At 59.0% G+C, this 23,374-nt stretch carries 27 protein-coding genes; 2 read left to right on the forward strand and 25 right to left on the reverse strand.

What is annotated here, in order from left to right:
* Window positions 1–22: 22 nt before the first annotated feature.
* The 7 genes from EG886_RS07940 to EG886_RS07970 form a co-directional block, all read right to left on the reverse strand.
* Window positions 23–1,012 carry a beta-ketoacyl-ACP synthase III gene (locus EG886_RS07940; protein ID WP_124727636.1) on the reverse strand — a complete coding sequence of 330 codons (990 nt, stop codon included), beginning with the start codon at window positions 1,010–1,012 and terminating at the stop codon, window positions 23–25.
* 6 nt (window positions 1,013–1,018) lie between these two features.
* On the reverse strand, window positions 1,019–2,005 hold the full coding sequence (gene plsX, locus EG886_RS07945; protein ID WP_124727637.1) for a phosphate acyltransferase PlsX: 987 nt from the start codon (window positions 2,003–2,005) through the stop codon (window positions 1,019–1,021).
* A complete protein-coding gene (fapR, locus tag EG886_RS07950) occupies window positions 2,002–2,583 on the reverse strand; it encodes a transcription factor FapR (RefSeq protein ID WP_124728720.1) in 582 nt (193 codons plus the stop codon). Before fapR ends, plsX begins: the two co-directional genes overlap by 4 nt.
* 144 nt (window positions 2,584–2,727) lie before the next feature.
* Window positions 2,728–2,910 carry a 50S ribosomal protein L32 gene (gene rpmF, locus EG886_RS07955; protein ID WP_124727638.1) on the reverse strand — a complete coding sequence of 61 codons (183 nt, stop codon included), beginning with the start codon at window positions 2,908–2,910 and terminating at the stop codon, window positions 2,728–2,730.
* Window positions 2,911–2,956: 46 nt separating this feature from the next.
* Complete coding sequence (locus EG886_RS07960) at window positions 2,957–3,487, reverse strand: YceD family protein (protein WP_124727639.1); 531 nt, start codon at window positions 3,485–3,487, stop codon at window positions 2,957–2,959.
* A gap of 38 nt (window positions 3,488–3,525) precedes the next feature.
* A complete protein-coding gene (locus EG886_RS07965) occupies window positions 3,526–4,614 on the reverse strand; it encodes a SepM family pheromone-processing serine protease (protein ID WP_164491729.1) in 1,089 nt (362 codons plus the stop codon).
* On the reverse strand, window positions 4,592–5,401 hold the full coding sequence (locus EG886_RS07970; protein ID WP_124727641.1) for a patatin-like phospholipase family protein: 810 nt from the start codon (window positions 5,399–5,401) through the stop codon (window positions 4,592–4,594). The genes EG886_RS07965 and EG886_RS07970 overlap by 23 nt, the downstream gene beginning before the upstream one ends.
* Window positions 5,402–5,502: 101 nt before the next feature.
* Between EG886_RS07970 and ylbJ the strand changes: the two genes are divergently transcribed.
* Entirely contained in the window at window positions 5,503–6,738 is a 1,236-nt protein-coding gene (gene ylbJ, locus EG886_RS07975) for a sporulation integral membrane protein YlbJ (RefSeq protein WP_124727642.1), read from the forward strand.
* 4 nt (window positions 6,739–6,742) lie between these two features.
* On the opposite strand, the gene coaD is transcribed toward ylbJ, so the two are convergent.
* The 10 genes from coaD to EG886_RS08025 all read right to left on the reverse strand — a co-directional run bounded on the left by coaD (window position 6,743) and on the right by EG886_RS08025 (window position 15,854).
* On the reverse strand, window positions 6,743–7,240 hold the full coding sequence (coaD, locus tag EG886_RS07980) for a pantetheine-phosphate adenylyltransferase (protein WP_124727643.1): 498 nt from the start codon (window positions 7,238–7,240) through the stop codon (window positions 6,743–6,745).
* Window positions 7,240–7,815: a 16S rRNA (guanine(966)-N(2))-methyltransferase RsmD gene (rsmD, locus tag EG886_RS07985; RefSeq protein ID WP_124727644.1), complete on the reverse strand. Its 576-nt coding sequence runs from the start codon at window positions 7,813–7,815 to the stop codon at window positions 7,240–7,242. The genes coaD and rsmD overlap by 1 nt, the downstream gene beginning before the upstream one ends.
* 313 nt (window positions 7,816–8,128) lie before the next feature.
* Entirely contained in the window at window positions 8,129–8,575 is a 447-nt protein-coding gene (locus tag EG886_RS07990; protein ID WP_124727645.1) for a hypothetical protein, read from the reverse strand.
* 109 nt (window positions 8,576–8,684) lie between these two features.
* Window positions 8,685–8,993, reverse strand: a complete 309-nt coding sequence (locus tag EG886_RS07995; RefSeq protein ID WP_124727646.1) for a hypothetical protein — start codon at window positions 8,991–8,993, stop codon at window positions 8,685–8,687.
* Between the two features lie 199 nt (window positions 8,994–9,192).
* Window positions 9,193–11,241, reverse strand: coding sequence for an ATP-dependent DNA helicase RecG (recG, locus tag EG886_RS08000; protein WP_124727647.1), 2,049 nt, complete (start codon window positions 11,239–11,241; stop codon window positions 9,193–9,195).
* A complete protein-coding gene (gene sdaAA / locus EG886_RS08005; RefSeq protein WP_124727648.1) occupies window positions 11,238–12,131 on the reverse strand; it encodes an L-serine ammonia-lyase, iron-sulfur-dependent, subunit alpha in 894 nt (297 codons plus the stop codon). The genes recG and sdaAA overlap by 4 nt, the downstream gene beginning before the upstream one ends.
* Before the next feature lie 72 nt (window positions 12,132–12,203).
* Window positions 12,204–12,860: an L-serine ammonia-lyase, iron-sulfur-dependent subunit beta gene (sdaAB, locus tag EG886_RS08010; protein ID WP_124727649.1), complete on the reverse strand. Its 657-nt coding sequence runs from the start codon at window positions 12,858–12,860 to the stop codon at window positions 12,204–12,206.
* 18 nt (window positions 12,861–12,878) lie between these two features.
* Window positions 12,879–13,748, reverse strand: coding sequence for a DegV family protein (locus tag EG886_RS08015; protein ID WP_124727650.1), 870 nt, complete (start codon window positions 13,746–13,748; stop codon window positions 12,879–12,881).
* Window positions 13,749–13,790: 42 nt separating this feature from the next.
* On the reverse strand, window positions 13,791–15,437 hold the full coding sequence (locus tag EG886_RS08020; RefSeq protein ID WP_124728721.1) for a DAK2 domain-containing protein: 1,647 nt from the start codon (window positions 15,435–15,437) through the stop codon (window positions 13,791–13,793).
* A gap of 51 nt (window positions 15,438–15,488) precedes the next feature.
* On the reverse strand, window positions 15,489–15,854 hold the full coding sequence (locus EG886_RS08025; RefSeq protein ID WP_124727651.1) for an Asp23/Gls24 family envelope stress response protein: 366 nt from the start codon (window positions 15,852–15,854) through the stop codon (window positions 15,489–15,491).
* A 423-nt stretch (window positions 15,855–16,277) separates the two neighbouring features.
* Between EG886_RS08025 and rpmB the strand changes: the two genes are divergently transcribed.
* Entirely contained in the window at window positions 16,278–16,466 is a 189-nt protein-coding gene (gene rpmB, locus EG886_RS08030) for a 50S ribosomal protein L28 (RefSeq protein WP_124727652.1), read from the forward strand.
* A 156-nt stretch (window positions 16,467–16,622) separates the two neighbouring features.
* Here rpmB and spoVM read toward each other — a convergent pair whose 3' ends face one another.
* From spoVM to rlmN, 8 genes are all read right to left on the reverse strand, one after another.
* Window positions 16,623–16,703: a stage V sporulation protein SpoVM gene (gene spoVM, locus EG886_RS08035; RefSeq protein WP_124728722.1), complete on the reverse strand. Its 81-nt coding sequence runs from the start codon at window positions 16,701–16,703 to the stop codon at window positions 16,623–16,625.
* A gap of 134 nt (window positions 16,704–16,837) precedes the next feature.
* Window positions 16,838–17,491, reverse strand: a complete 654-nt coding sequence (locus EG886_RS08040) for a thiamine diphosphokinase (protein ID WP_164491730.1) — start codon at window positions 17,489–17,491, stop codon at window positions 16,838–16,840.
* Window positions 17,473–18,048 carry an energy-coupled thiamine transporter ThiT gene (locus EG886_RS08045; RefSeq protein ID WP_124727654.1) on the reverse strand — a complete coding sequence of 192 codons (576 nt, stop codon included), beginning with the start codon at window positions 18,046–18,048 and terminating at the stop codon, window positions 17,473–17,475. Before EG886_RS08045 ends, EG886_RS08040 begins: the two co-directional genes overlap by 19 nt.
* A 61-nt stretch (window positions 18,049–18,109) precedes the next feature.
* On the reverse strand, window positions 18,110–18,781 hold the full coding sequence (gene rpe, locus EG886_RS08050; RefSeq protein ID WP_124727655.1) for a ribulose-phosphate 3-epimerase: 672 nt from the start codon (window positions 18,779–18,781) through the stop codon (window positions 18,110–18,112).
* Between the two features lie 2 nt (window positions 18,782–18,783).
* Window positions 18,784–19,674 (reverse strand): ribosome small subunit-dependent GTPase A, encoded by an 891-nt coding sequence (gene rsgA / locus EG886_RS08055; protein ID WP_124727656.1) that lies wholly within the window; start codon window positions 19,672–19,674, stop codon window positions 18,784–18,786.
* Window positions 19,675–19,699: 25 nt separating this feature from the next.
* Window positions 19,700–21,391, reverse strand: a complete 1,692-nt coding sequence (gene pknB, locus EG886_RS08060; protein WP_241154435.1) for a Stk1 family PASTA domain-containing Ser/Thr kinase — start codon at window positions 21,389–21,391, stop codon at window positions 19,700–19,702.
* 8 nt (window positions 21,392–21,399) lie between these two features.
* Window positions 21,400–22,173, reverse strand: a complete 774-nt coding sequence (locus tag EG886_RS08065; RefSeq protein WP_241154288.1) for a Stp1/IreP family PP2C-type Ser/Thr phosphatase — start codon at window positions 22,171–22,173, stop codon at window positions 21,400–21,402.
* Between the two features lie 151 nt (window positions 22,174–22,324).
* On the reverse strand, window positions 22,325–23,371 hold the full coding sequence (rlmN, locus tag EG886_RS08070) for a dual-specificity RNA methyltransferase RlmN (RefSeq protein ID WP_124727659.1): 1,047 nt from the start codon (window positions 23,369–23,371) through the stop codon (window positions 22,325–22,327).
* Window positions 23,372–23,374: the final 3 nt, after the last annotated feature.

Genomic DNA, 23,374 nt, shown 5'->3' on the forward strand with positions numbered 1-23,374 from the left:
GCACAGTCCCTCCCGCATTGGATCAGTCTCTTGCCCATTTCATCACGGCCGCGCCCCAGGTGAGCCCGCCGCCGAATCCGCACAGGACGAGAGTGTCTCCTTTCTTGATCCGGCCGTCCCGAACCGCCTCGTTCAGAGCGACCGGGATGGAAGCCGACGACATGTTGCCGTACCGGTCGAGATTGATCACCACTTTGTCTTCGGTGAGTCCGAACCGCTTGATCGCCGAATCGATGATCCGGATGTTGGCCTGGTGCGGAATGAGGAAATCGATGTCGTCTTTGGTCATGCCGACCTTTTTCAATGCCTCTTCCGTGCAATGGCCGATGACCCGAACGGCGAACTTGAACACTTCCCGACCGGCCATCGACACGGTGTGAAGTTTGTTTTTCACGGTTTCTTCCGAAGCGGGCAAGCGGGATCCGCCCGCGGGCAGTTTCAGCTGCTCCCCTCCGGAACCGTCTCCGCCCAGTTCGAACGACAGGAAACCGTATCCTTCCTCGACGGGTCCGAGCACGGCGGCTCCGGCTCCGTCCCCGAACAGGACACACGTGTTCCGGTCTTCCCAGTTCAGAATGCGGGACAGGCACTCCACACCGATCACCAGCGCGTACCGGTACACGCCGGTGGCAATGAATTGGGCAGCGGTCGTGATTCCGTACAGGAATCCCGTGCAAGCCGCGGACAGGTCGAAAGTGGCCGCCTTCTTGGCCCCGAGCCGGTCCTGAACGAGACAGGCCGTCGCGGGAAACGCCATGTCCGGCGTGACCGTGGCCACAATGATGAGGTCAATCTCTTCGGCCGTCAGTCCGGCGTGCTCGAGCGCCTGCCGGGCCGCTTCGACCGCCAGATCCGATGAAGCCTGATCCGGTGCCGCGATCCGCCGCTCGCGGATCCCGGTGCGGGAGACAATCCATTCATCCGTGGTATCCACCATCTTCTCCAAATCCCGGTTTGTCAACACCTTTTCGGGCAGATAGGCCCCCGTTCCCAAAATTCCTACCGGTCTCATCCGCTGTTACGCCCCTTTCTGCTTCGAGAGCTCCTGTTCAATGGAAGAGATCACTTGTTGTTCGGTAAAGCGGCGCGCCTGACGGATCGCGTTGAAGAACGCTCGGGCGTCCGACGAGCCGTGTGCTTTGATGACGGGTCCGGCCAAGCCGAGCAGAGGGGCACCGCCATGCTCCTTGTAATCCATGTCGTTTTTGAAACGGACCAACCCCGGCTTCAGCACGGCCGCCGCCAGCTTGCTCAGCCAGTTGCGCGTGAACTCCTGCTTCAGCCGGTCAAAGATCGCCTTCGCGACCCCTTCCGTGTTTTTGAGCAGAATGTTGCCGCTGAAGCCGTCACAAACCAGGACGTCGCAAGGACCGAACAACACATCCCTCGCCTCCACGTTGCCCACAAAACGGAGGTCGGGCTCCCGATCCAACAGGGAGTACGCTTCCTTGGTCAATTCGGTTCCTTTCCCGGCTTCGGTCCCGATGTTGAGCAGCCCCACGCGGGGGTTTTCGATGCCAAGCACCTTTTGCGCGTAGATTCCGCCCATGAGGGCGTATTGACGAAGGTGCTCCGCACGGGCTTCGGGGTTGGCTCCCACATCGAGCACCAACATCCCGCCACCGCCCAGAACGGGGAACACCGGGGCCAGCGCGGGTCGATCCACTCCCTTCATCCGTCCGGTGACAAACAGTCCGGCCGCCATCAGGGCCCCCGTATTGCCGCCGCTGATGAACGCGTCGGCTTCCCCTTCCCTGACCATCCGGCATCCCACGACAATCGACGAATCTTTCTTGCTCCGGACGGATTTGACGGGCTCTTCCTCCGGACCGATGACTTCCGTCACCCGTTTGAACGAAACGTTCGGAAGTTCCGGTTTCAGACTCTCGTCACGGCCCACGAGAATGATCGAGAGATCCGGCCACTCCGCGGCGGCAAGGCGCACTCCCTCCACCACTTCCGTCGGCGCGTGATCCCCGCCGTGCAAATCGATGGCAATTCTCATGCCTGTTCCCCCTCACTGCTGCCCACATCGTTTTCTTCCAACCGATAGACGTCGAAAATCCCTTGAAACACAATTTCTCCGTTCACCCGGGTCTTGACGTCCACCTGCAAGCGGGAAGCCTTTCGATTAATCACCTGGGCATGAGCCACACACCGTTCACCGACCCTCACCGGTCTCAGAAACCGAACTCCGGCGGAGCCGGTGAGCGCAACTTCGCTGTTCACGATCGCCACCGCCAGGGAATTGGCCTGCGCGAACAGGACGTGTCCCCGTGCGATGCCGTTTCTCGCAAACACATGGTCTTCCCTGATTTCAAGCAGCGAAATTCCGGAGCGATCGAGCTCTAAATCTATGATTTCCCCGATCACTTCTTCCACCAGGAGTGATTTGACCCGGTCAAAATGATTCTCCGCCATGTGCTTGATCCGTTCCCGCAGTTCGGGGATCCCGAGTTCCATCCGGTCAAGACGGATGGTCTGAACACTCACTCCCAACCGGCGGGCCATTTCTTCATCCGTCTGAAACGGATCCTCTTCCAGTGCGCGGACCATCGCACGTTGCCGCTCCCTCTTCGGCATGCGCACAGCGGAGTCACCACCTTATGATTGATACTATCTATTAAGACCTGGTACCAAAATGAGTATACAAAAAAAAGCGACTCGCTGCAATAAAAACAAGAGCCGACCCGAAACGGCGGCTCTTGGAATCGTGCTCGAAGGCGCTCAGTTGTTGACGACGCCTTCCACTTCCGCACCCTTGTAGTAACCGCACTCTTTGCACACGCGGTGGGACAGCTTGGGTTCGCCGCATTGCGGGCATTTCACCAGGCCGGGCACGGAGAGTTTGAAATGGGTGCGGCGCTTGCGCTTGCGGGTTTTGGAAGTCCGTCTGAAAGGTACTGCCATTGTCGTTTCACCCCCTATAAGAATGTAGCACATATGAGGGAAGTTTTCACTCGTCTTTTGGGTCGTCCTGCTTGAACAGATCCTGCAGAACGGCCAGTCGCGGATCGATCCTCTCGACCCGGCATTCGCAGGAGTTCCGATTTCTGTCGGCTCCGCACACCGGGCAGAGCCCCTTGCAATCTTCCCGGCAGACCGGCACGTACGGGAGTTGGAGCAACACCGCTTCCCGAACAAACGGATCCAGATTCAACGTTTCTCCTTCAACCGGATGAATCTCTCCATCTTCCGTCTCCCCGGCCATTTCCGGATCATCGGTGAAATGTTCCGTCCAACTTCCGGAAAGATCCACCCGAAACTCTTGCAAACAACGGGAACAGGTCAGGACCGCCCGGGTATCCTGCGCGGCTTCCGCTTCGATCAGGTGAGGTTCCGGCAGCGTCACGCACGCCCGCACCTCCACCGGATCGAGTCGGACCAGTCCGGACACTTCCTTCACCAGAGAGTCCAAGTTCACGCTCTCTTCCAATCGGAGGGTTCCGTCCTTTGCCTGACGCAGTTTGTGCAGGGAAATTTGCATGATTCCACTCCTTGCGTAAAAACAGGGTTTATTATAAGTCACCCGATCAGGTCTGTCAACGTTTTTGACTTGAAAGAGACCTGATCCCTCGGGGGAAGAGAACGCAAAAACCGGACGGCTTCCCCGAGCGTGGAAACGGGCACGACCCGGATCCCGCCTCCCAGTTTGCCGGCGGCCCGTTTGGCCTCCCGCTCATTCGAGTCACCGGGCTTGATGTCCTTGGGGCACAGGAAAATGTCCGCCCCTTCGTCGGCGGCCGCGGCCAGTTTGTGCCGGATCCCTCCGATCTGCCCCACTTTGCCGTCATCGCTGATGGTGCCGGTTCCGGCAATCCGGTATCCCCGGGTGAGATCTTCCGGGAGCAAACGGTCCAAGATTTCCAATGAAAACATCAGCCCTGCGGAAGGGCCTCCGATGTTTCCGGCATGAATCGCCGTCTCGGGATCGGTGTGCACGCGAACCCTTTCCATGGGAATGATGCCGAGTCCGGCCCTCCGCCCGTTCCCGTCCGATGCGGGGATGGCCACCAACCGGACCTCCGTTTCCACCGTCCGTCCGCCGCGATTCAGCTCCAGCTTGACCGTGTCACCGGGACGATGCGCGGAAAAAAGCCGAACCAGTTCATCCGACGAATGAACGAAAGACCCCTCCGCCCGCCTGATCCGGTCCCCCACTTCAATTCCGGAAGCGTGGTTTTTCAGAAGCCCCAACACTTCCACTCCTTCATGCCGGACCGAGACGGGTTTCTCCGCCGCATGGAAAGCGGCTGCGATCGCGTGATTTTGAGACTCCCTCATGTTTTCCCTTTGGCGGCGCTCATATTCTTCTTCCGATTCGTCACCGGCGAGCATCTGCTCCTTGGGCACCAGTTCGATCCGGTCCGTCAGGCGGCTCACCCACAGATCCAGCAGGCGTGCCTCCCGAACCGAAATGGTGGTAAGCAGAAAATCCCCCTTCTCTTTCGGTTGGATGTCTCCCACCCGAACCAGCGGGCTGACGTCGGCGGCCGATCCGGGGCCGATGACGAACGAATCGACGGGAATCAGGATCAACAGCGCCCAAATGGTCAAAATCACTCCGAGCAGCGCGAATATCTTGTTCCGTTTATTCCGCCAGTGGGATCTCATCATCCGTCTCTCCGTTCCGCCAGTTTTCGATGATGCGTTTCAACCGCCCGATCTGCGCTTGGGCCTCGACTTGGCCGCGGAGAATGCATTCCGCCGCCTTGGAAAACGAGCCGGGGCTGATTCCGGAGACGTCCGGCCGAAACACGAAATCCGCAACCGTCGCGCGAAGTCTGGCCCTTTCCCTTTCCATCACTTCAAGGCTGCGGAGAATGACGTCAAGCATCGTTTCCACCCGTCTGTCATCGCCGGCGGGCATCACGTCCACGGCAATCACCAGATCCATGCCCATTTCACGCAACACATCCACCGGAACCCTCTGCGTGACGCCCCCGTCCACCAAGAGCCGGTCGCCGGCGTCCACCGGCTCAAACACTCCGGGAATGGAGATGCTGGCTCTCACCGCTTCGGCGGCGGGACCTTCGGTGAAGATGACGGGCTCTCCCCGCACCAGGTCGGTCGCCACCACCGCCACCGGCAACTCCAGGTCTTCCAGTCTTTTTCCGCGGGTAAGCATCCGGAGCAGTTCCAGCACCCGCCGTCCGGCGATGAACCCGCGTCCGGGCATCTGAAAGTCCAACCAGGTCTTCCTCGGGAGATGGGAGGCCAGTCGGCAACACCAATCCAAATCCAGCCCCCCGGCCAGCAACACCGCCACCAGTGCACCCATGCTGCTCCCCGAAACGGCATCGATGGGAATCCCTTCCTCCCTGAGCACCCGCAGCACGCCGAGATGGGCAAATCCCCTTGCTCCCCCCGAACTGAGAGCCACTCCGATCTTCGGTCGCATGACGTTTCCCCTCCTTTTCCCTTCCCGGACACAGGGGGTCTAAACCCCCCGGGGGCGGCGTAGACATGTATTGACCTGCTTGTCACAAGGGAGCGAATGCCATGAATCACATTCTTCTCCAAAGCCGGATCAAAACGCTGCTGCTCTCATTCGCCGCGTGTTTCCTTGCCGCCGCCCTGGTCCTCTATCCCGAACAGGCGTTTCACTCCTCGATCCGAGGTCTGTCCATCTGGTGGGACGTTGTGTTTCCCGCGCTCCTGCCGTTTTTCATCGCGGCGGAAATGATGATGGGTTTCGGAGTGGTTCATTTTCTCGGTGTGTTGCTGGAGCCGCTGATGAGGCCCTTGTTCAGGGTTCCCGGTGCCGGCGCGTTCGTCATGACGGTCGGCCTGATTTCCGGAAATCCGATGGGTGCCAAATTGACGGCCCGGCTGAGGGAACAGCGGATGGTGACCCGTGAAGAAGCGGAGAGATTGGTGGCTTTCACCAGCACGGCCGGTCCGCTTTTTCTTTTCGGCGCCGTGGCGGTCGGCTTCTTCGAGAGCACGTCCGTGGGTGTGATTCTTGCAGCCGCGCATTATCTCAGCACGCTGCTCGTCGGATTCCTGATGAGATTTCACGAAGCGCAGGCACCGCCTTCCGGACCTCCGGACAAAAAGCAGGGGTTCATTTTGCTGCGCGCTTTGAGAGCGATGCACCGGGCCAGAATCCAGGACGGCAGACCCCTCGGACAGTTGCTCGGTCAGTCGGTCACCTCGGCGGTCCAGACGCTCCTCTTGATCGGCGGGTTTATCATGCTTTTTTCCGTGTTGACCCACCTGTTTCGGCATGTGGGAGCGGCCCTTCTGCTGGAAAAAGCCATCTCCGCGTTGCTCCGCCTGTTCTCCTTTCCGACCGAGCTGTCCGACAGTTTGCTCGCGGGCTTTTTCGAGATCACGCTGGGGTCGCAGTTGGCCAGCGCCGCTTCGCCGGAACTGCCTCTTGTCCTGAAGCTGGCGGCCGTGAGCTTGGTCATCGGGTGGAACGGATTGTCCATCCACGCGCAGGTGGCCAGCATGATCAGCGGGACCGACATTCGTTATCTCCCCTATTTTTTCGCACGGATCATTCACGGATTCCTGGCCGCGATCATCACGCTGCTTTTGTATCCGGTGCTGGAGCCGCATCTGCATCATCTTCCGGCGATCCAACCGGCATTCGCGGCGGGTGATACCCCCTCGCTCCCGTTCTGGTGGGAATGGTTCAAAATTCCGGCCATCGTCGGTTTTGTCTATTTTCTTCTCCGGTTCCCGGCGTCCTTCCGGAGCCGGACACCGGCGGCAAAAAACACCCGCTGAGGCGTCACGCCCGGCGGGTGTCTTTTTGGGCAAAACGGACCCGTAAAGCCTCGACCACGTGGGGTGGCACGAGATCGCTCACGTCAGCCCCGTACCTGGCCACTTCTTTCACCATGGCGGAACTGATGAACGAGTGTCGGTTGTTGGTCATCAGAAAAAGCGTTTCCACTTCTTCGTTCAACTTCCGGTTGATCGAAGCGATCTGCAGTTCATATTCGAAGTCGGAGATGGCCCTGAGTCCCCGCAGGATCACTCCGGCCTCCCGTTTTTTCATGTAATCGATCAACAACCCCTCGAAGCTGTCCACTTCCACTCCGGGCAGATGGCGGGTGGCTTCCCGGATCATTTCCTTTCGTTCTTCCACGGTGAACAGCGGCTGCTTGGAAGAGTTGATCAGCACGGCCACGATCAGTTTGTCAAACACTTTGAGTCCCCGCTCGATCAAATCCAGATGACCGTATGTAATGGGGTCGAAACTTCCCGGATACACTGCGATCTTCATCATTCATCCTCCTGTTCATCCCGGGATTTCCGCTGATAAAGGGAAACGGCGGTGTCACCGTATTCCAGACGGCGGTACTGCCGGAGCATGCCGACGGTCCGCGGCAATTCGTTCCGGGCGGGATGTTCCGCCACAATCACCCCGTCCTCCTCCAGCAGATCGTATTCGTCGATGCGTTTGAGAGCCGTTTCCCAATAATTCTCGGTGAACGGCGGATCGAGGAAGATGATCCGAAACCGGAGCCCCCTCTTTTTCAGGTTCCGGAGAGCCGCCCAGGCATTTGCCCGCCGGATTTCCGAACGCTCCTCGAGACGGGCCGCCCTCACATTCATCCTGACCGTCTCCACCGAGGCGGGAGATTCATCGATGAAGACGGCGCGGTCCGCTCCCCGGCTCAAAGCCTCCAGTCCCAGTTGTCCGGTTCCCGCGAAAAGATCCAGAATCCAGCCGCCGTCGAAAAAGGGACCGATCACCGAGAAGACCGACTCTTTCACGCGATCGGCCGTCGGCCTGACATGTTTGCCGGAAACCATCTTCAATCTGGTTCCCCTGTTGCTGCCAGCGATGATTCTCATCTTCGACACCTTGCCCGAAAAAAGATTGAAAAAACCAAAAAAATCCTCCGCGGCCGTCCGGCCGTACACCGGTAAGCCAGCTTAATCCTACCATAAAACGACCGACAAAAACAAAAATTGCCCGCATCGCGTATAAAACGCAAAATACGGGCAACAATGTGGGAAGACGGCATCGAAAGATGTTGTCAACCGCGGAGAAGACTTACGTTTCCCCATAAGCTCTTCCTCCGGTTTCTCCTCTCCCATATCGGATCTTTCACGGGATATTGTGGAAGATGCCATGTGGCCCGCAGCTCGGCGGGCCGTTTTTTTTTTACCGCTTTCTCCGGCTCTTTCTTTGGCTCTGCAGAAATGCCGTCTCGTCATGAAACTCCGGCCAAGATTCGTGGGCATCCGGATGGGATGCCGACTTTCTTCCCGACTTCCGCGAACCTTCCGGGTGCTCGCGGCGTTTTGGCCATTCCGGCCCCCCGTGCATCCAGAACGACGATTCGGGCGGCGGTCCGCCGACGCGGTCCGGTTCGTCATTCCGCATGGAGCGCGGGTCCGCCTCCGGTTCGGGAACGGGCGCAAACCAGTCATCCGCCCACTCGTCGATCACCGGGACGGGGGCCTCCCACTCGCTCACCCTCTCCGTGCGTTCATCCGCAAACGGCGAACCCGGCGGAAGATCCGAAGGGAATCTCCTGTCCAGTTCCTCGGCCACGATCTTGCGGATCATTTGGCGCAGAGAGGCGGACGATTTCCGTGTCTTCGCCATCTCGGTTCCTCTCCCTTTCCTTTTCCTTGACATCCAATCCGGGACACTATACCAGTATGAGACGGCGCAATCATCCGGTTGTGTTCCCGCCCGTTTTCTCCGGCCCATTTCACAGGTATCGCCGGAGCATCCCCGCCTCGGCCGGGGTGATCACCCCTTCCATCACCAACAGGCGGATCAGTCGATCCCCCAGTTCATTCCATCTCGGGGAGTGCCGAAGGTACTCGATTTCTTCCGGCGTGAAATAGCGGTAAGGAATTTCGGAAGCGAATGCCATCAATCCCATCAGACCGCGTGTTCTCCGAATCATTTTCGCCTGTTCGACCAAGTTTCCGATCTCTCTCGATGACACCGCTTTCCGGCCCAGCGTTCGATTGATCTCCGTCGCCAATTCCCGGTAAAACTCCTGGTTTGACAAAGCGCGTCCTCCCTTCCCGGGTTCTTCAATCACTCCAGTCTATGCGAACCGGATGCGGCGGTGACGGGGGGAGAAAGATCCGGGAAAAAACCAATCACCCGACTCCGCCGTTGACGGCGGAACATCGGGTGATCCGAACGGTAAATCGCAGCGGTCGTATTTCGGTTCCGGGAAACGAAGGCTCGTCCGATGTCTTGCTTCAATCGAACGTGATCCGGTCCAGACCGAGGTTTGTCAGCATCCCGTACAATGGAGCGGTTTCCGGATGACGTGCGAAATCAGGCCTTTCCACCAAGGACGCCGCATCCGCCCTGGCCACTTCCAGAATGCGCCCGTCCTCCTGCAAATCGGCCAGTTTGAATTCGGGCAGACCGCTCTGCTTCACGCCGAGAAAATCGCCGGGCCCCCGAAGTTCCAAATCTCTTCGGGAGATTTCGAATCCGTCGGTGGTTTCGGTCATGATGCGCATCCGCTCCACACCGTGTTCCGACTTGGGATCCGCCACCAGCACACACGTGGAGGCCCCTCCGCCGCGACCGACCCGACCGCGAAGCTGGTGAAGCTGTGCCAGTCCGAAGCGATCCGCGTCATACACCACCATCACCGTCGCATTGGGAACGTTGACGCCCACTTCCACCACCGTGGTGGAAACCAGCACCTGCACCACGTTTTCCGCAAACAGACGCATGACCTCTTCCTTTTCGGCCTGGCTCATCCGCCCGTGCAACAGACCCACTCTCACCGGCGCGAGACGGACGGTCAGCTGTTCGTACAATTCCTGGGCATTCTGCAGATCCAGCTTTTCCGATTCTTCAATCAGCGGGCAGATCACATACGCCTGTCTTCCCGATGCGCACTCCCGGGCGATGAAACGGATGATGCGCGGCCATGTGTCTTTTTTGACCCAATAGGTGTCCACCGGCTGACGTCCGGCGGGCATTTCGTCGATGGTGGACACATCCATCTCTCCAAACACCGTGATGGCCAATGTCCTGGGGATCGGAGTGGCCGTCATGTGCAACACGTCAGGCGCCTCCCCCTTTTCGCGCAACAAAGCCCGTTGTCTCACCCCGAACCGGTGCTGTTCATCCATGATCACCAGTCCGAGCCTTCGGAAGGAAACCGCGTCCTGGATGAGCGCATGGGTACCGACAACCACGTCGGCCAGCCCCATGCCGATCTGCCCCAACACATCACGACGCTCCCTCGCTCCCTGATGCCCGGTGAGCAAAACCACCCGAACTCCTCGCGGTTCCAAAAGATCCCGAAGTGATCGGAAGTGCTGTTCGGCCAGAATCTCCGTGGGAACCATCAACGCTCCCTGGTGACCGCTCAGCCAATTGGCGTACAAGGCGATGGCGGCCACCACCGTTTTTCCGGAGCCGACATCCCCCTGAAGCAGGCGGTTCATCTGCACGGATGATCGCATGTCCCCGAGAATTTCTCCCACCACCCGCCGCTGGGCCCCGGTCAGGGGAAAGGACAAATCGTTGATGAACGCTTCAACGTCGGCATCGTCGAATGAATGTGCGATCCCTTGCACGGAAGTTCGCTGAAGCCGGCGCAACCACATGATCTTGAGTTCGTACAGAAACAGCTCTTCGTACACCATTCGCCGACGGGCCAGCCGCCCGTCTTCCGTCCCCCGGGGGAAATGAAGGGTGTACATGGCTCTTGCCCGCGGCATCAGCCGATACCGGCGGATCAGCTCTTCCGGCAACATTTCCGGAATCTCTTTCCCGTAGCGAACAAAAGCTTCGTAAATCAGTTTACGAAGCCATTGCATCTTGACATTTCCGCCGACGGAGTAGACCGGTTCCAGTCGACCGAGATGTTTCTTTTGCTCCTCTTCCCCGATGAATGTCCTCTCCGCCGTCACTTCCAGGCGATGTCTGTCCCATCGGCCGGATACGACGATGGTCTGCCCCGGACGAATCCGGTCCTTGAGAAACGCCTGGTTGAACCAGGCCACCCGGATGAACAACCCGTCCACATCCAACCTTGCCGCCATGCGGGAGCGCTTTTTGCCGAACCAACGGATGCCGGGTTGACCCCGGACGATTCCCCGAACCGTCACCTTGGAACCGTTTTCAGCCGCCGCCAAATCGCTCAAACGGTAATCTTCGTACCGGTGGGGATAGTACTCCAGCAGGTCGGCGACGGAGCGGATCCCCAGCTCGGCAAGAGCTTCTCCCTTCCGTTCCCCCACTCCCGGAAGCGTTGTGACGGGGATGTCCGCCAGATTCATTCGCTTTTGTCCGTCGTGCCGAAAATCCGCCGTTCATGGGCCCGTCCGGTGGGGGTCGCGGCCAGGCCTCCGAGTGCCGTTTCCTTCAACGCAACCGGCATGCTTTGCCCGATTTTGTACATGGCGTCGATCACCTCGTCGGTCGGAATGACGCTCTTGACACCCGCCAATGCCAGATCGGCAGCCACCATGGCAATGGCCGCTCCCATCGCGTTCCTCTTCACGCAAGGTGCCTCGACCAGGCCCGCCACCGGATCACAGACGAGGCCCAACATGTTTTTGAGGGCAATGGCCACCGCTTCGGCCGACATGGACGGCGTGCCTCCCGCCATCTCCACCACCGCGGCCGCCGCCATGGCCGTCGCCGATCCCACTTCCGCCTGACAGCCTCCGGCGGCACCGGAAATGCAGGCGTTGTTCGCGATGACATATCCGACCGCTCCGGCGGTGAACAGAGCGCGGACCATGGTTTCGCGGTCCGAGTTCAATTTTTTCGCGGCCGTGTGAATGGTTCCCGGCAAAATGCCGCAAGCACCGGCGGTGGGCGTGGCAACGATCGTTCCCATGGCCGCGTTCACCTCGGAAACGGCCGTCGCGCGGGAAACGGCGTCCAGAACCGTTTTTCCGGACAAAAGCACCGGTGCGCTGTTGATGTACTGCTGAATGCGTTTTGCATCTCCTCCGGTGAGACCGCTGTGCGAACGGATGTCTTCGGTCACTCCCCGTTGGATGGCCTGCTCCATCACATCCAGATTGCGGCTCATCTCTTCAAAGATGTCTTCCCGGGACCGGTTCATCACGTCCATTTCGTGCAGGATCATCACTTCGGAGATCTTGAGGTTTTCTGTTTCGGCGATTTCCACCAATTCTGCCATCGTGCGAAATCTCATGATCCATGCTCCTTTTCTTCCGCGGAAAGACCGCCCCCCACGACGCGTGAAGGCGGTCCTCCGCAAAATGCCTTACAAAACCGTGACCCCGTCAATGCCCGGCAGGTTCCGGATTTCACTTTGCACGTCCGGTCCGACCGGTTGGTCCGTCTCGATCGACATCAATGCCTGGGCTCCTTTTTCTTTCCGGGAAACTTGCATGAAGGCAATGTTGATTTGATGGTTTGCCAGAACGGACGCCACCTTGGCCACCGCGCCGAACTGATCCTTGTGGAGGACCAGGAGCACCGGATCATTCCCCGACAACCTCAGGTCAAATCCGTTCAGCTCGACGATCTCCATTTTTCCTCCGCCGATGGAGATGCCGGTCACTTCCACGCTTCCTTGCTCATCCTCAAGAAGAAGGCGTGCCGTATTGGGATGCTCGGTCAGTTCGTCCGAGGGATGAAAGGTGATGTCGATGCCTTCCTCTTTGGCGATGTCAAGAGCATGGACAATCCGTTTGTCAAACGTGTCAAAATCCAGGATTCCGCCGGCCAAGGCGATGTCCGTTCCGTGTCCGCGGTACGTCTTGGCGAACGAACCGTACAGCGTGATCTTGACGCGTTTCGGCTTCCGCCCGAAAATCTTGCGGGCCGCTCTGCCGATTCTGGCCGCCCCGGCCGTGTGAGAGCTGGAGGGACCGATCATCACGGGGCCGATGATATCAAAAACGGTACGATATTTCATGATTGCAACCCACTTTCCTCACAAGTCATCGAGCGGTACAAGCAAGCACCCCACCGTGCCCGGGCCCGCGTGCGTCCCGACCGCCGGACCGATGTCCGCGATGACGCTCTCACGCACGTCGTACATCTCCTTGACTTTCTCCAGCCAGACTTTCGCCTGTTCCGGCTCGTTCGCGTGAAGGATGCCGACATGAACCGCGCCGCCCGGAACCCGCTCCCGAAGCAGCTCAAACGCACGGGAAAACGCTTTTTTCCTTCCTCGTGCCTTGTCGATGGCCGTCACTTCCCCGTCGTCGCTGATGGAAATGATCGGTTTGATGTTCAGCAGGGAGCCGACCAGTGCGGCCGCTTTGCCGATCCTCCCGCCTTTTTGCAGATATTCCAGGGTGTCGACAAGCGCCACCAATGCCTGCTTCTCGCGAATCCGTTCGGCCATCCGAACCAGTTCGTCCAGCGATTTTCCCTCTTTCGCCGCGCGTGCCGTCAGGAGGACGATCACCCCGAACGCGTACGTGACGGTGCGGGTGTCCAGCACGTGGATCCGGACGCCTTCCTGTTCCTCTTCGATCATGGACTTGGCCAGAAGCGCCGATTGATACGTCCCGCTCATTTTGGACGAAATGTGCAGGGAGAGAATTTCCTTGGACCCTTCCCGGATGGCTTCCCTGTACACATCGGCGATGTCGGTCGGGGACGGTTGGGACGTGGTCGGAAGCTGCTCCGTCGTTTTGAGCATTTCATAAAACTCGCCCGGGCTGATCGTTCGTCCGTCTTCGTAGGTCTTGCCGGATATGTTCACATAAATCGGGACGATCGAGATTCCCAGACCGTCCGCCAAATGCTTGGGGATGTCCGACGTCGAGTCCGCGATGATTTTCACTTGTGCCATGCTGAGACACCTCCGCTGCCGATCGGCGATAAAATCTGCAGGTCATTCCACGGAGAAAATATAGTAATAGACCGGTTGTCCGCCTTTGTGCACTTCGACTTCGAGGTCCGGGTGTTCCTCCAGAAGTTTTTCCGCCAACTCGTTGGCCGAATCTTCTGCCGTATCCCGACCGTACAGGATGGTGACCACTTCCCCGCCGTCTTCCAACATCTTGTCCAGCAAGCGCCGGGCGGTTTCGTTCAGATCGCTTCCCGTCACTTCGATCTTTCCTTCGCGGATTCCGAGCAGATCCCCGGATTTGATCTCCACGTCCCCGACCTTGGAATCCCGGACGGCGTAAGTCACTTCCCCCGACTGCACGTGGGCTGCCGCTTCGTTCATTCGTTCACGGTTTTCCTCGGGCGATCCCGACCGGTCAAACGCCAGGAGTGCGGCAATCCCCTGCGGAATGGTCCGCGTCGGAAGCACGGTGACATCGGCGCCCGTCACTTCGGCCGCTTGTTCCGCGGTCAGGATGATGTTCTTGTTGTTCGGCAAAATCACCACGTGTTCGGCATTTGCTTCCGTGATCGCGCGGACGATTTCCTCCGTGCTCGGGTTCATGGTCTGTCCGCCTTCGATCACCACGTCGGCGCCCATACTGCGGAAAATTCCGGCAATCCCGTCGCCGGCCGCAACCGCCACCACGCCGTATCTCTGTTTGGGTTTCTCCGCTTTTTCGGGCTCTTTGGTTCCGTGCGGATGGTGACCTTCCGTCACTTGTTCGTATTGCTCCCGCATGTTGTCAATTTTGATGCGGGTCAAATCCCCGTACTTCATCGCGTGATTCAATGCATCTCCGGGTCTTTCGGCATGGATGTGAACCTTGACCAGTTCCTCGTCGGCCACGACGAGCAGGGAATCGCCGAACTGTTCCATTTCCTTCCGGAACGTGACTTCGTCAAACGGTTCGGTGGGTCTCCGGTCCGTCTTGAGAAGGATCATGAATTCTGTGCAGTACCCGTGTTCGATCTCGGACGGGTCCACCTTGGCCTGCGCATTGTCGTGCGCCATCCGTGCAAGCGATTCGGCGTCCGTTTGCGAAACGGGAGACACAGGCTCGATCTCCTCGCCTTTCATGGCGGCGAGCATTCCTTCATAAACACAGACCAAGCCTTGCCCGCCGGCATCGACGACGCCGGCCTGCTTCAGCACCGGAAGAAGCTCCGGGGTCTTGGCCAACGAACGATGGGCTTCCCGAAGCACCGTCTCCATGACGACCACCGGATCTTCCGTGGTCCAGGCCACTTTCATCCCGGCGTCCGCCGCTTCCCTCGCCACCGTCAACACCGTTCCTTCCACCGGTTTGATCACGGCCTTGTACGCCGTTTCCACACCCCGCTGGAAAGCATCGGCGAACTGGCGGGCCGTCAAGGTTTCTTTGTCTGCCACACCCTTGGCGAATCCCCGGAACAACTGGGACAGGATCACTCCGGAGTTGCCGCGGGCTCCCATCAGCAATCCTTTTGAAAGCGCTTCAGCCAGTTTCCCCACGGAGCCGGCGGAAGCCGCCAACTCCATCTCCCTGACACCGGAAGTGAGCGTCAGATTCATGTTGGTGCCCGTGTCTCCGTCCGGTACGGGAAACACGTTGAGTGCATTCACCGCTTCCACGTTCGCGGAAAGATTCCGGGCTGCCGCGCGCATCATGTTCAGAAACAACGCTGCGTCAATCTGTTGCCGTTCCAAACGCGCTCCTCCTTAATCCTCATTCACCAACCGTACACCTTGCACGATGATATTGATTTTGTTCACCTTGAGCCCGAGCAGCTGATCCAGCGTGTATCGCACCTTCGACTGGACATTGTGCGCCACTTCCGAGATTTTGGTTCCGTAGCCCACGATGATGTGAAGGTCGATGACGATGTCTCCTTCCTCTTTGCGGACCTCAATCCCTTTGCTCAGGTTCTCACGGCCGAGCAGCTCGGTGATCCCGTCCTTGATCTGACTGCGGGATGCCATGCCGACCAGACCGTAGCAATCCAGCGCGGCGGCACCTGCAATGGTGGCGATCACTTCGCCCGACACTTCGATTTGTCCGAGTTCGGTCGATACATTCAGGCTCATTCATATTCCTCCCGGTCGAGGTTCTGGGTTGTCGGCGGGGACACCGCGGGTCACGTCCCTGCCCCGATGAATCCGGGACGGAAACAACCCTTCCGTCCGGTTCCGCCGGTTCCATCCGCTAATCCGTCGGCGGAATCTTTCAATCGTTGCGAGTGTGGTTACTCGTACATAGAATATACCAAAAATCGGCCTTGCTTGCGAGAGCGGATGGTCCCGGTCCCCGCCCGCGCCCGGTTCGTTCCCGCCGTTCGGGCGATCGGAAACGGACCACACCCATCATACTGAAGCAGCCTGATCCTTGCAAGCAAGCGGCAGGTGTGCTACAATTTCCGAGTGTTTGGTCTTCATACGGAGGAATCCGGGCGGCCGGGGATCCCGGCCGCATGCCGAAGCGGAAAACTGTTCGTTCGGGAGGTGTCACGAATGGCACGTCGTTGCTTCATTACCGGAAAACAAGGCAAAACCGGTCACAAGGTCAGCCACTCCAACCGGAAAACCAAGAAAAAATGGGGCGTCAACGTTCAGAAAGTCCGCATTCTCGTGGACGGCAAACCGAAACGCGTGTGGGTGAGCACCCGCGCCCTGAAGTCCGGAAAAGTGACCCGCGTCTGATCATCCGGACCTTCATTGAAAAAGCACCGGTCCCGGCGACCGGTGCTTTCGTGTTTGACAGAGCCGGCGAATCATGCGCCGGATCCTCGGACGGACCGACAAAGCACCGGCAGACGGATGCACCGGTGCTTTGTCGCGTTCTCCGCGGTTTCAGGGTCATTGTTTGCGAAACGCTCCGAGAATGGCCCTCACCATGCCGCCGAGAAACTTGGGCAATTTGATCGTGTAGAATTTCACGCCGGATTCACCCCTTCTCCTGCATTCAGGCATCACTCACACAGGTGGTTCCATCCCTATTTATATTCCCGGGAGAGCGATCGGTCCCTGAAACGTCCGGCATCCCGGCCCAAGTTTCGCGCGGGATCCGCGGATCACCGGTCGCGGCTTTCCACGACCAGCACCTTCCCGGCGACGATCGAAACCGACCCGTTTTCCGCGTTCAGTTCGTTGCTGATCCCCCGGGTCATCCCTCTTGTGAGCGTCTCTCCGTACAAAGGATATTTCATTCCCCTTGTCCTGATGCCTTCCACTTTGGAAGTCAGCGGAATCAGTGAAACATACGGATACCCGTCCCGGACAAACGCGATGTCTCCCGGTCCCGCGAGCAGGCGAATCCGGCTGTGACTTCCCTGGATGATCCCCCGGACGCCGCGGCTTTCGAGCCATTCGAGCAGACCGATGTTCGCCAGCATGTGATCGACGCGCCCTCCGCCGAGTGCCCCGAACAGAATGATTTCATCCGGTTGCCCGGAAAGAGCCCGCTCCAACGCATAATGCGTGTCGGTCATCGCCTTTGCTTCCGGGAGCCTCTCCACGGCCACGCCCCGTTTCTCCAATTCTTTCGCGAATTGCGGACCGGCGGTGTCGAAATCTCCCACGGCGAGATCCGGCACGATTCCCGCCTCCAACAGTTTTTTGGCCCCGCCGTCGACGGCCACGATCCGATCCTCCGAATTCCGGAGTCCAAGCAGCTCTTCATCGGTCAGTTCTCCGCCCGTCACCACAATCACCCGACGTTTTCCCACGGCTCCGTTCCCCCTCCTTCCATCCGATGACTCTGCGTTTTCCCGTCCCTCCGCGCCAAAAGACCCGGCGCCCGGACGAGGAGAGGAAGCACCACCAACGAAATCGCCAGCAGCTCCGCGAGGACGAACCACAACCATTCCATCGGAAAGGTCGGTCCCGCAAACAGTTTCACCCCCCCGAACAATGCCAGGAAGCGTACGGCGGCGCCCAAGAGCAGCCCGATCCCTCCGGTGATCAAGCGGCTTGCCGTGCCCCGGGTTTCACGGACGGGAACTGCCCCGGCCCATCCCCAGGCGGCGGCCGCCGGCGGAACGATCCAATCGAGCGGTCCGGGATCCCGGGGAATGGTCCCCGCCAGCAAAACGAGAGCGCCGGCGAGAAGTCCGGTGATCATGCCGGTTTTGACGCCGCGCCGGAACGCCGCCGCACTCACCGGAACCGCCATCAGGGAAACGGGAGCGGTTTCCGGAACCAACGGAAATGAAAGCAACCGATGAAACACCGCCGCGAGCAGAACCAGCACCATGGCCTCCACGATGACACCCAACCGTTTCATTTGTCGTTCATGCCTTCCTCCCTTTCACCTTTTCCCCGATGAAAAAAAGCCGGCACGGGGTTCATTCCGTCTTCCCCCGTCCGGCTTCCCCGCGAATGCGGCGAATGGCTTCCGCCCGATCCGATTGTCCGAAGACGGCCGACCCGGCCACCAACACATCCGCTCCCGCTTCGGCCACCATCCGTGCCGTGTCGGGCCCCACTCCGCCGTCCACTTCCACCCGGATGTCCGACAGGCCCCGCTCCTCCAGCAGCTGCCGGACCCGGCGGATCTTGTCCAGCACCGACGGAATGAACCGCTGTCCGCCGAAGCCGGGATTGACGGTCATCAGGAGAACCAGATCGACGTCCGGCAAAATCGGCTCGACGGCCGACACCGGCGTGGCCGGATTGATCGCCACTCCCGCCTTGGCCCCCGATTCCTTGATGAGGTGAACGGTGCGGTGAAGATGCGGGCATGCTTCCTGGTGTACCGTGATCCAATCCGCACCGCTGCGGGCAAAAACGGGAATGTACCGGTCCGGCTGTTCCATCATCAGGTGGACGTCCAACGGCAACCGGGTATGCGGCCGAACCGCTTCCACCACCAACGGTCCCATGGTCAGGTTGGGCACGAAGTGGCCGTCCATCACGTCGATGTGAATCCAATCGGCCCCTCCGCGTTCCACATCGGCGATCTCTTCCGCCAGCCGGGAAAAATCCGCGGACAGAATGGAAGGTGCGATCCGGATCATCGTCAGTACCTCCTTTCCCGCGCCTCGAACACTTCTTCGAGGAACTGGGTGTAATGGCGGAAGCGCTCCGCATTGATCTCTCCCCGGTCCACCGCTTCCCGGACCGCGCAACCCGGCTCGCTCCGGTGCAGGCAACCGCGGAATTTGCACCCCGACGAATGCCGGAGAATCTCCGGGAACGATTCGCTCAGCTCCTCCGGTTCAAAACCGGCAAACGCCAGTTGGGAAAATCCCGGCGTGTCCGCCACCTGGCCGCCTTCGGGTAGGGCGAGCAGCTCCACCTGCCGGGTGGTGTGCCGGCCCCGGCCCAGCTTCCGGCTCACTTCTCCCGTTTCGAGACGGGCGCCCGGCAACAGGCGGTTGAGCAGCGAAGATTTGCCCACTCCCGATTGTCCGGCAAACACCGACACCTTGCCGGCCAAATGCTTCGCCACTTCATCCACGCCTTCTCCCGTGTGCACGCTGGTGGCGATCACCGGATAACCGGCGGGCGCGTAAATGGAACGAATCCGCTCCACTTCCGATTCGTCTTCCAGCAAATCTTTCTTTGTGAGGACTATCACAATTTCCAGTCCCTCGCGCTCCCCGTGCACCAGCAAACGGTCCACCGGCATCTGCTGGAAAGCGGGCTGACGGAGCGAACAGACCACGACCGCCTGGTCCACGTTGGCGATCGGCGGACGAATCAATTGCGTGCGGCGGGGGCGGACCGACAGGATGAAGCCCTCCCCGTCCCCCGTCCGCTCAAACTCCACATGATCCCCGACCAGCGGAGTCAGCTTTTTCTTTTCGTACTTGAACACTCCGCGGGCCCGACACTTCAACGTTTCGCCGTCTTCCGCCTTCACGTAGTAGAAACCGCTGAGCGCCCGGACAATTTGCCCTTGCGCCATACATGACCTCCTTGAAAGAAAGTTGTTACTGAGACCATTTTTTTGCTTTGCTGCATTTTTGGAATCCGGGGGCATGAATGTAATATCTTACCGTCCCGTTGGGGGCTACCCATTTTTCCGGTTCCTGTTTGTAAACCACCCATTTTTCCACGGGGGCCCCTTCGTCACAATGATAGGCTTCCACTCTGAAGCCCAAAGTGTCGTACTGCGGGACAAGCGCGTCTCTCACATTATTTTCCTTTTTCCCCACAAAATTGGGGACCGGCAACATGTCCGGAGCCAACCACACCTGGATTTTTGTATCTCCCGTCAAGGTATCTCCCGGTGAAGGCGTTTGTTTGGTCACCGTGCCCGTCTCCACATCCTTCGCATCTGAGTCAAAAGATTTCTCGGGCTCCGGCAAGTTGTGTTTTTTTGCAAACTCCACCGCTTCCTCATACGTGTTGAACTGCGGAATGGTCACTTGTGCCTGCGTCTCGCCGGGATTTCCTGCTTTATCCTTGCTGATGAAGCCCCAGATGGCGTTGAACACCCAGGCGCTGACCAGCAAAATGAGGACGACGGTGATGCTTCCGAACAGGATCTTTTGCCACATCGGCAGGTTGGCCTGCACGTTTTCCAGCCAGATGACGGTGCGCTGGAAGATGGTTTTGTCCCTGTCGCTCGGGACGTTCCGGAGGCGTTCCAGATTGGCCATGGTCTGCTGACCGATGGGATTCTGGACCGTGCCCCGTACGGTGTGACCGCTCCGAATCTCCGGACGCTGCACGGGAGATGCGTAATCGCTCTCCATGGCCGTGGCCACCGGCCCGTGGCGGTCGGGTTCATCCTCTCCCAGCGGAATGGTCTGGAACACCTCTTGCTTGCGGGGGCTCATCCAGTCCGCATTCACCGCGGGTTCCATCCGGGCGGCCACCTGCAGTTCTTTCATCATCTCGCGGGCGGAGGCGAAGCGTTTGTTCGGATCCTTCTCCAGCGCCCGGAGCACGATCCGTGCCATGGCCTCCGGAATCGACGGATTCAGGGTGCGCGGATCCTCCGGAATCTCCTGCAGATGCTTCAGGGCAATGCTGATCGCCGAGTCGCCGTCGAACGGAATCTCGCCGGTCAGCATCTCGTAAAGCACGATCCCGAGGGAATAGATGTCCGATTTTTCCCCGATGACGCCGCCGCGGGCCTGTTCCGGAGAAAAGTAATGGACGGACCCCATGACGGAACCGGTCTGCGTGATGGTGGACGAGCTGGCCGCCCGGGCAATGCCGAAGTCGGTCACCTTCGCGCGTCCGTTGGATCCGAGCAGGATGTTGTGCGGTTTGATGTCCCGGTGGACGATTTGATTGTCGTGGGCGTGAGCCAGACCGTCACAGATCTGGACGGCGATGGCCGCCGCCTCCTGTGGCGGCAACGGTCCCCGTTCCTGGATATACTGTTTGAGGGTGGGGCCTTCCACCAGTTCCATGACGATGTAGTGGGTGTATCCGTCCCGACCGACGTCGTACACGTTCACGACGTTGGGATGGGAAAGACTTGCCGCGGCCTGCGCTTCCCGACTGAACCTGCGAATGAACTCCGAATCATTGCTGAGGGATTCGCTGAGAATTTTGATCGCCACGTAGCGGCCCAACAAAAGGTCCTTCGCCTTGTAAACGACCGCCATGCCTCCGCCGCCGATGCGACTGAGAACCTCATAACGCCCCCCCAGCTTCTTCCCTTCCATCTGCATGATTATCTCGATCCTCCTTGAGCATGGCTGGTACGCGTGTGTCCCGTATGGTGTATCAGGATCAGGGAAATGTTGTCGTGTCCTCCGGCTTCAAGAGCCATCTCCACGAGCCGGTCCGCTTTTTCGTCCACGGTCATGTCCGTAGCGGAAAGCACAAGACCGATGTCACGCTCGCTGACCATGTCCGTCAGTCCGTCCGAACAGATCAGCAGCAGATCCCCCGGACTCCACGGCGTGTTGATCAGATCGACTTCCACTTCGTCCATCGTCCCCACGGCCCGTACGATCATGTTCCGCTGCGGGTGGTTGGCTGCCTCTTCGGGCGTGATCAGACCTTTGCTCCTGAGGAGATTGACGTAGGAATGATCCTCGGTCAGCTGCCACAATCCGCCCTTGTGCAGCACATAGGCACGGCTGTCCCCCACGTGGGCAAGCACGATTTCACGCTCATCCACGATGGCGGCGATCACGGTGGTCCCCATGCCATGATATTGCCTGTACCGGCTGGCCATGTCGTGAATTTTTTCATTGGCTCTCCCGACCGCATGCAGGAGCAGATCGCTCTTTTCATCCGTCGAAAGGTCGAGCGGTTGGGCACGAAGAACGTGTTCAACCGTGGTTACCGCTTCCCGGCTTGCCACTTCGCCGGCCTGATGTCCGCCCATTCCGTCCGCGACGATCGCGATCACGGCTCCGGTGCCCGTCATGACCAGAGACGTGCTGTCTTCATTGAGATCCCGGACCCGGCCGACATCCGAACGCCGTGTGATCTCCACATTGGTTGCTCCTTTCTCTCTGCCCGTTTCCGACTGGAAAAAAAGTGAATGCATGAGACACATGATGTGGAATCAGTTCCATCAGAAAAGTGGTCTATGAAACATGATAGCAGAATTTCCACGGAAGCCAGCAAGTTTTTTGCATTTGTCCTCAGCTGTTCAACAATTTCGCGTGTTTCGCCCTCAGCTGACCGCAGGCTGCATCGATGTCGTGCCCCTGTTCCCGCCGGATGGTGGTGTTGACCCCGTACGACTCCAAAATCCGTTTGAACTTGAAAATTTGGTTCCGCGGAGTCCTGGTGTAATTGCGTTCCGGAACGTAATTGACGGGAATCAGGTTGACCAGGCACAACATGTCCTTGAGCAGCTCTCCCAGCTCGTGAGCTTCTTCTTCCCCGTCGTTTTTTCCACCGATCAACGCGTATTCAAACGTCAACCGCCGGCCGGTCGTTTGAATGTAATACCGGCATGCGTCCAGCAGCTCCGCCAGCGGATATCTCCGGTTGATCGGCATCAGTTTGGAACGGAGCTCCTGGTTGGGCGCATGCAGGGAAATGGCGAGTCGCACCTGCCAGCCTTCATCGGCGAAACGGTAAATGTTGGGGACGACGCCGCTGGTGGAAACGGTGATGTGACGCTGCCCGATGTTCAAACCTTTGGGACTGTTGATGATCCTCACGAACTTCATGGTTTCGTCGTAATTCTCAAACGGTTCGCCCGATCCCATCACCACGACCGAAGCGACGCGCTCACCGGTCTCGTCCAGATGCCGCTGTGCTTCCACCACCTGGGCCACAATCTCCCCGGCGGACAGATTGCGCTTCAGGCCTCCCAGCGTGGACGCGCAGAACGTGCAACCGATCCGGCACCCCACCTGGGTGGTGACGCAGACACTGATTCCGTAGTTGTGTCGCATCACGACGGTCTCGATGGCATGTTTGTCATGCAGACCGAACAAAAACTTGACCGTCCCGTCCGAAGACGTTTGCCGGGTGATCACTTCCAGAGGAAGAAGCCGGAAAGACGCTTCCAGCTCTTCGCGAAGCGACTTGGGCAAATTGTTCATTTCCCCGAACGTCTTCACACGCGCGGAATACAGCCAGTCCATCACCTGGTCGGCTCTCCAGCGGGGCTGCCCTTTGGAAGCCATCCATTCTTTCCATTCATCCAACGTCAAATCATATGCAAAAGGATTCATTGT

The sequence above is a fragment of the Staphylospora marina genome (assembly GCF_003856495.1).
Lineage (GTDB): Bacteria > Bacillota > Bacilli > Thermoactinomycetales > Thermoactinomycetaceae > Staphylospora > Staphylospora marina.